At 78.0% G+C, this 7,080-nt stretch carries 6 protein-coding genes; 5 read left to right on the top strand and 1 reads right to left on the bottom strand.

Annotated elements, in window-relative coordinates:
* Window positions 1–197 precede the first annotated feature (197 nt).
* The 4 genes from allB (at window position 198) to ACZ7LB_RS08700 (ending at window position 4,548) form a co-directional block, all read left to right on the top strand.
* Entirely contained in the window at window positions 198–1,601 is a 1,404-nt protein-coding gene (gene allB / locus ACZ7LB_RS08685) for an allantoinase AllB (protein ID WP_471466357.1), read from the top strand.
* Between the two features lie 5 nt (window positions 1,602–1,606).
* Complete coding sequence (alc, locus tag ACZ7LB_RS08690; protein ID WP_471466623.1) at window positions 1,607–2,872, top strand: allantoicase; 1,266 nt, start codon at window positions 1,607–1,609, stop codon at window positions 2,870–2,872.
* A 145-nt stretch (window positions 2,873–3,017) separates the two neighbouring features.
* Window positions 3,018–3,626 (top strand): dihydrofolate reductase family protein, encoded by a 609-nt coding sequence (locus ACZ7LB_RS08695; RefSeq protein ID WP_471466359.1) that lies wholly within the window; start codon window positions 3,018–3,020, stop codon window positions 3,624–3,626.
* 502 nt (window positions 3,627–4,128) lie between these two features.
* Window positions 4,129–4,548 (top strand): guanyl-specific ribonuclease, encoded by a 420-nt coding sequence (locus ACZ7LB_RS08700; RefSeq protein ID WP_471466361.1) that lies wholly within the window; start codon window positions 4,129–4,131, stop codon window positions 4,546–4,548.
* 97 nt (window positions 4,549–4,645) lie between these two features.
* On the opposite strand, the gene ACZ7LB_RS08705 is transcribed toward ACZ7LB_RS08700, so the two are convergent.
* A complete protein-coding gene (locus tag ACZ7LB_RS08705; protein WP_471466363.1) occupies window positions 4,646–4,846 on the bottom strand; it encodes a hypothetical protein in 201 nt (66 codons plus the stop codon).
* 179 nt (window positions 4,847–5,025) lie between these two features.
* Between ACZ7LB_RS08705 and ACZ7LB_RS08710 the strand changes: the two genes are divergently transcribed.
* A complete protein-coding gene (locus ACZ7LB_RS08710) occupies window positions 5,026–6,315 on the top strand; it encodes a sensor histidine kinase (RefSeq protein WP_471466365.1) in 1,290 nt (429 codons plus the stop codon).
* Window positions 6,316–7,080: the final 765 nt, after the last annotated feature.

Below are 7,080 nucleotides of genomic sequence, written 5' to 3' on the forward strand. Positions count from 1 at the left end.
CCCGGCCGGAGCGCGCCCCTTGACGGTGCGACGGAGGGGCGTGAAGACTTCTTCAACGGAACGTTGAAACCCGTGGTGCGGCAGGGAGTTACCGGCACGACGGCACCCCTGTTCTCCCGCCGCCGCCGCCGACCAGCGGGCCGGCCGACCGGTGGTCGGCGGCGGGGGGCGGACCGCCGACGAGGAGGGGGGACCGGGTGGCCGGAGCCGACCTGGTGCTGCGCTCGACCCGGGTCGTCACCCCCGACGGCACGCGCGCCGCGTCCGTCGTCGTGACCGGCGGGACCATCACGGCGGTCCTGCCCCACGACGCCCCCGTACCGCCGGGCGCCCGGCTGGAGGACGTCGGCGACCTCGCCGTGCTGCCCGGACTGGTCGACACCCACGTCCATGTGAACGAACCGGGCCGCACCGAGTGGGAGGGCTTCCGGACCGCCACCCGCGCGGCGGCGGCCGGCGGCATCACCACGCTCGTCGACATGCCCCTGAACTCCCTCCCGCCCACCACGACCGTCCCGCACCTGCGGACCAAGCGGACCGCCGCCGCGGGCGCCGTCCACGTCGACGTCGGCTTCTGGGGCGGCGCCCTCCCGGACAACGCCGCGGACCTGCGTCCGCTCCACGAGGCCGGGGTGTTCGGCTTCAAGTCCTTCCTGTCGCCGTCCGGCGTCGACGAGTTCCCCCACCTCGACCGGGCCGGGCTCGACCGGACGATGGCCCGGATCGCCGCCTTCGACGGCCTGCTGATCGTGCACGCCGAGGACCCCGGCCGCCTCGCCGCGGCGCCCCGGCCGGACGGCCCCTCCTACGCGCGCTTCCTGGCCAGCCGCCCCCGGGACGCCGAGGGCGCCGCCGTCGCGGCCCTGATCGACGCGGCCCGGCGGCACGGCACCCGCGTCCACCTCCTCCACCTCTCCTCCGGCGACGCCCTGCCGCCGATCGCGCGGGCCCGGGCGGAGGGCGTCCGCCTCACCGTGGAGACCTGCCCGCACTACCTCACCCTCACCGCCGAGGAAGTCCCCGACGGAGCGGCCGAGTTCAAGTGCTGCCCGCCCATCCGCGAGGCCGCCAACCGCGAACCGCTCTGGCGGGCCCTGGCGGACGGCACCATCGACTGCGTGGTCACCGACCACTCACCGTCCACCGCCGACCTGAAGACCGGCGACTTCGCCACCGCCTGGGGCGGCGTCTCCGGACTCCAGCTCAGCCTCTCCGCCGTCTGGACCGAGGCCCGGCGGCGCGGACACACCCTGGACGACGTCGTGCGCTGGATGTCGGCGCACACCGCCCGGCTGGCCGGGCTCGACGCCCGCAAGGGCGCCGTCGCCCCCGGCCACGACGCCGACTTCGCCGTCCTCGACCCCGACGGCACGTTCACCGTCGACCCGGCCCGCCTCCACCACCGCAACCCGGTCACCGCCTACGCGGGCCGCACCCTCTCCGGCGTGGTCCGGTCCACCTGGCTGCGCGGCCGGCGGGTCATGGCGGACGGCGTCCCCGGCGCGCCCCGGGGACGGCTCCTGACTCGGCCCCGGCGCGGTCCGGCCGACCGCCGGGACCTTGCGCGCGGCGCGGACCACCCTTCCGAGAGGAGCCCGTGATCACCGTGACGGCCCAGCAGGACCCCCCGTCGTCCCCCTCCACCGGAGCCGCGACGGCCGCAGCCCGCTTCACCGGAGCCGCGGCCCCCTACACGGGCGGCGACCCGTACGCCGACCACCGCACCGCCGGCCTCCCCTTCACCCGCTACACCGACCTCGCCGACCGGCGGCTCGGCGCCGGGGTCGTCGCCGCCAACGACGAGTTCTTCGCCCCGCGCGAGAACCTGCTGGTCCCCGGGCCCGCCGAGTTCCACCCCGGGCGGTTCGGTCACAAGGGCAAGGTCATGGACGGCTGGGAGACCCGCCGCCGCCGGGGCGCCTCGGCCGGGCGGCCCGGACCGGAGGAGGACGAGTACGACTGGGCGCTGGTCCGGCTGGGCGCGCCCGGGGTGATCCACGGCGTGGTCGTCGACACCGCGCACTTCCGCGGCAACCATCCGCGGGCCGTCTCCGTCGAGGCCACCGCCCTGCCCGGCGCGCCCTCGCCCCGCGAACTGCTCGCCGACGGCGTGCGGTGGACGGCGCTGGTCCCGCGCACCGAGGTCGGCGGGCACGCCGCCAACGGCTTCGCGGTCGCCGACGGGCGGCGCTTCACCCATCTGAGGCTGCGGCAGTACCCCGACGGGGGGATCGCCCGCCTGCGCGTGCACGGCGAGGTCGTCCCGGACCCCGCGTGGCTGGCCGCGCTCGGCGGCTTCGACGTGGTCGCCCTGGAGCACGGCGGCCGGGTCGAGGACGCCTCGGACCACTTCTACTCCCCGCCCGGGAACACCATCCTGCCGGGCCGCTCCCGGCGGATGGACGACGGCTGGGAGACCCGGCGCCGCCGCGACCGGGGCCACGACTGGATCACCTACCGGCTGGCCGAGCGCGCCCGCCTCACCGCCCTGGAGATCGACACCGCCTGTCTGAAGGGCAACGCGGCGGGCTGGGCGTCGGTGTCGGTCAGGGACGGCGGCGACCCGGGGAAGGGCGGCGGGCACCGGGGGGAGGACGGCGGGCACGCGGGAGACGGCGGCGGGTACGACGGCGAGGGGGCGGCGGACGAGGCGGGGACGAGGAGCGGTGGCGCGTGGCGGGAGATCCTGCCCCGCACCCGCCTCCAGCCCGACACCAACCACCGCTTCGTGCTCCCGGAGGCCGTCGTCGGCACCCACGCCCGGCTGGACGTCTACCCCGACGGCGGAATCTCCCGGCTCCGCCTCTTCGGCGCCCTGACCGATGACGGCGCCGCCCGCCTCCGGGCCCGCCACCAGCGGCCGGACGGCTGACGGCGACACCGGGACCGTTCCCGGGCGGGCGGGGCGGCGCCGGGCGGGCGGGGTCGGCCGCCCCCGCCGGGTTTCGCGCGGCGGCGGGGCCGGTACCGGTGAGCGCGGACCCCTCCGCACGCCACCGCACGAAAGGCGCACCGCCATGGGCAAGCTCGTCGTGACCACCTTCCTCACCCTCGACGGCGTCTACCAGGGGCCCGGCGGCCCCGAGGAGGACCCCCGCGACGGCTTCACCCAGGGCGGCTGGAGCGTCCCGTACGGGGACGAGGACTTCGGACGGTTCGTCGCCGACGTCTTCGGCCGGGCGGGCGCCTTCCTCCTCGGCCGCCGCACCTACGAGATCTTCGCCGGGTACTGGCCGCACGTGACCGACCCCGCCGACCCGATCGCCGCCCGGCTGAACGGGCTGCCCAAGTACGTGGTCTCCAGCACCCTCACCGACCCGCGGTGGACGGGCACCACCGTGCTCGGCGGCGACCTCGCCGGGGAGGTCACCGCCCTGACGGACCGTACCGACGGCGAGGTCCAGGTGCACGGCAGCGGCGCCCTCGCCCGGTCCCTGCTGGACCTCGGCCTCGTCGGCACCGTCCACCTGCTGACCTTCCCGGTCGTGCTCGGCGCCGGGCGGCGGCTGTTCCCCGGGGGCACCGCGCCGACCGCCTTCCGGCACACCGGTGGCGGCGTCACGGGCGCGGGGGTCTCCATCCGGACGTACGAGGTGGCCGGACGTCCGGAGTACGGCTCGTACTGACCCGCCGTCCCCATCCGTTCGCGGCCCCGGCCCGCCCTGCGCCCGGGGGCGGACCCTCTGCCGCCGGCGCCCCGGCGGCACGGAGGCCCTCGCCGGGCGACCGGTCCGCCCCGGACCCGTGCCGCCCGGGGCGGGGGAGGCGCCCGGGGCGGTCGCCGCGCGGGGAGGAACGGGAGACCGCCGGCCCGTCCCGGCGCCGCCCCGGACTTCCCGGGCGGCACCCCGGCCTGCCCCACGACAGCGCCCGGGGACCGGAGGACGGCGAGCGGCTGTTCCCCTGCCGGTTCGCCGGCCGGGGGCGGGAGGACGGCGACCCGTTCCTCCCCGGCCTCGGCAGCGGGTTCCTGTCCGTCGACGCCGGCCACCGGGAGGGCAGTTTCCCGGGACGGACGATCCCGGCCCGGCGCGGCTCCCGGACGCCGCCGGCGCCCCGGGCCCCGTTGCCGCCGCCATCGGCCGGGGGCGTGTCGGCGGGCCGTTCGGCGCACGTCATGATGTGCGCATGCGATTCCGACTCCCCTCACGGGCCGCGCGGTCCGGCGTCCTGGCGGCGCTCGTCCCCGTCCTGCTCGTGGGCGGCTGCTCCGCCTCCCCGGCCCCCGACGGGACCGCCGCGCGCCCCGCGGAGACCGGCGCCGTGGGCCGTGTCTGCTACGGCGACCTGCCCGCCCAGGCGCACGACACCCTGCGCCTGATCGAGCGGGGCGGCCCCTACCCGTACTCCCAGGACGGGACCGTCTTCCGGAACCGGGAGGGCGTCCTGCCCGGCCACGCCGTGGGCTACTACCACGAGTACACGGTGCGCACCCCCGGCTCGCGCACCCGGGGAGCGCGCCGCGTCGTCACCGGCGACGGGCACCGGGAGGAGTACTACACCGCCGACCACTACAGCTCGTTCGCCCGCGTCGACCGGAACTGCTGAGGCCGTGCCCGGCGTGTGCCGGGCGCCGTGCCCGGGGCGGGGGCCGCGTCCGTGGGGGGAACCGCGCCCGGGGCGGGGGTCGACGAGGAGCCCGCGGTCACCCCGGCGGACGGCTCTCGGCGGCCACGAACAGCGCGATGGCCAGCACGATCAGGGCCGCGCTCGCGTGGATCTCGTAGCCCTCCAGGAAGCCCAGGCGGTGCACGAACCCCCAGTTCCAGTCGGTGAACCGGCTCACCAGGCCCGCCGCTCCCTGCACCAGGGCGAGGCATCCGACGATCTCCAGCAGTCTCTTCATGCCCCGACCCTCGCCCCCCGGTCCCCGCCCGCGCATCGGCCGCGGGGCCGGTCCCGGCCGACCGAAGCAGCCGATGGGCCGCCGTCCTCAGCGCCGAAAGTATCCGGACCCCCGACTTCGGTCGCGATCTCCCCGCCACGGCGCCGGCGGCGCCCCCGGCCTGCGTAGATTGGCGAAACGTGAGCGAAGACAGGCCGGCGCGGACCATCCCGGCGTTCCCAGGGCGCCGCTGGCTGCTGCCGTCGGCGGTGGTCGAGCAACTCGACCCGGAGCCGTCCGGACGGCGCCCGCGCCGCACCGCCCGTGACTGGCTCGTCGACCTCAGCTGCTTTCTGCTCGCCGTGCTGCTCGGCGTGCTGAACCAGGAGACGTTGCACCAGGAACCCGGCCTGAGTCAGGGCCTGAGCGCCGCCGACCAGATGATCGGCGCCCTCGCCTGCGCCGCCGTCTGGCTGCGGCGCCGCTGGCCGGTCGGGCTCGCGGTGGCGATGGTGCCGGTCGGCCTCGTCTCCGTCACCGCCGCCGGGACCACCCTCGTCGCCGTCTTCACCGTGGCCGTGCACCGGCCCTTCCGCCACGTGGCCTGGATCGCGGGCACCATCATCGCCCTGCAGCCCCTCTTCTACCTGTGGCGCCCCGACCCCGACCTGCCCTACCTCGGCTCGGTCGTCTTCAGCGCGCTGCTGATCACCGCCGTCGCGGGCTGGGGCATGCTGGCCCGCTCCAAGCGGCAACTGCTGCTCAGCCTGCGCGACCGGGCCCGGCGGGCCGAGACCGAGGCCCGGCTGCGGGCCGAACAGGCCCAGCGGCTCGCCCGGGAGGCCATCGCCCGGGAGATGCACGACGTGCTCGCCCACCGGCTGACCCTGCTCAGCGTGCACGCGGGCGCCCTGGAGTTCCGGCCCGACGCCTCCCGGGAGGAGGTGGCGCGGGCGGCGGGCGTCATCCGGGAGAGCGCGCACGAGGCCCTCCAGGACCTGCGCGAGATCATCGGCGTCCTGCGGGCCGGCGACCCCGACGACGCCGGGCGCCCCCAGCCGACCCTGGACGCCCTCGGCACGCTGGTCGACGAGTGCCGGGAGGCGGGCATGCGGGTCGCCCGCGCCGGGCGGGTCACCGAGCCCGGCGCCCTCCCCGCCTCGGTGGGCCGCACCGCCTACCGCATCGCCCAGGAGGCGCTGACCAACGCCCGCAAGCACGCCCCCGGCACCGAGGTCACCGTGACGGTCACCGGAGCGCCGGGCGAGGGGCTGGACGTGACGGTGCGCAACACGCCGCCGACGGGCGCGGTCCCCGCCGTCCCCGGTTCCGGCCAGGGCCTCATCGGCCTGACCGAACGCGCCACCCTGGCCGGCGGCACCCTCCGCCACGGCCCCACCCCCGACGGCGGCTTCGAGGTCGCGGCGCACCTGCCCTGGACGGACCGACGGGACGCGGGACGGGGGCGGGGGCGGGGAGACGGGACATGAGGATCGGGCGGTGACGGCCGGGCGCCGGGCACGGGGTGATGACGGCGGGGCGTGAGCACGGCGTGGCTGCGGGGGAGGGGCAGCGGGGACGCTCCCCGGTCCGCCGGGCCCCGTTGCCCCGGGTCCGTCCGGCCCCGTGACCCCGTGACCCCGTGCCCCCGGTCCGCCGGGCTCCGTGGCCCGTGGTCCGCCCGGCCCCGTGACCCCCGGTGCGCGGAGACGGCCCGGCCGGCCCGCCCGCCCGTCAGGACTGGCTGCCCGGACGGACCGTCCGTCCGCCCGGTGCGACCGCCCGTCTGGTCCGTCCCCCCGCTCGATGTGCCCGGTCCTCCCGGGCCGCTCGGCCACCGGCATCTGACCTGCCATCGGCCCCGGCCTCGCCACGGCCCGGCGGACAGAACGCACTTGGGCCGGTGCGCGGGCGTCGTGGCCCGTGGTGCCCCGGCGCCGTGGTGCCCGGGGTGCACCGGCCTGCCGCTTCCGCGCCGTCGCGCCGACCGCACGGCCCGGCCCGGTCCCGTTGCCGGGCCCGCGCGGTGGGTCCGGAGGCGTCCGGTCCACCCGGTCCGCCGGGCTCCGCGACTGACCGGCCGTCGGCCACCCGGCCCGCTCGGCTCCCTCCGGCCTCGGCCGACCCCGGCGTCCGGCGCCCGGCGCCCGGCGTCTGGTTCCGCGCCGTCGCGCCGACCGCACGGCCCGGCCCGGTCCCGTTGCCGGGCCCGCGCGGTGGGTCCGGAGGCGTCCGGTCCACCCGGTCCGCCGGGC

It is taken from the genome of Streptomyces sp. NPDC107521, assembly GCF_055598485.1.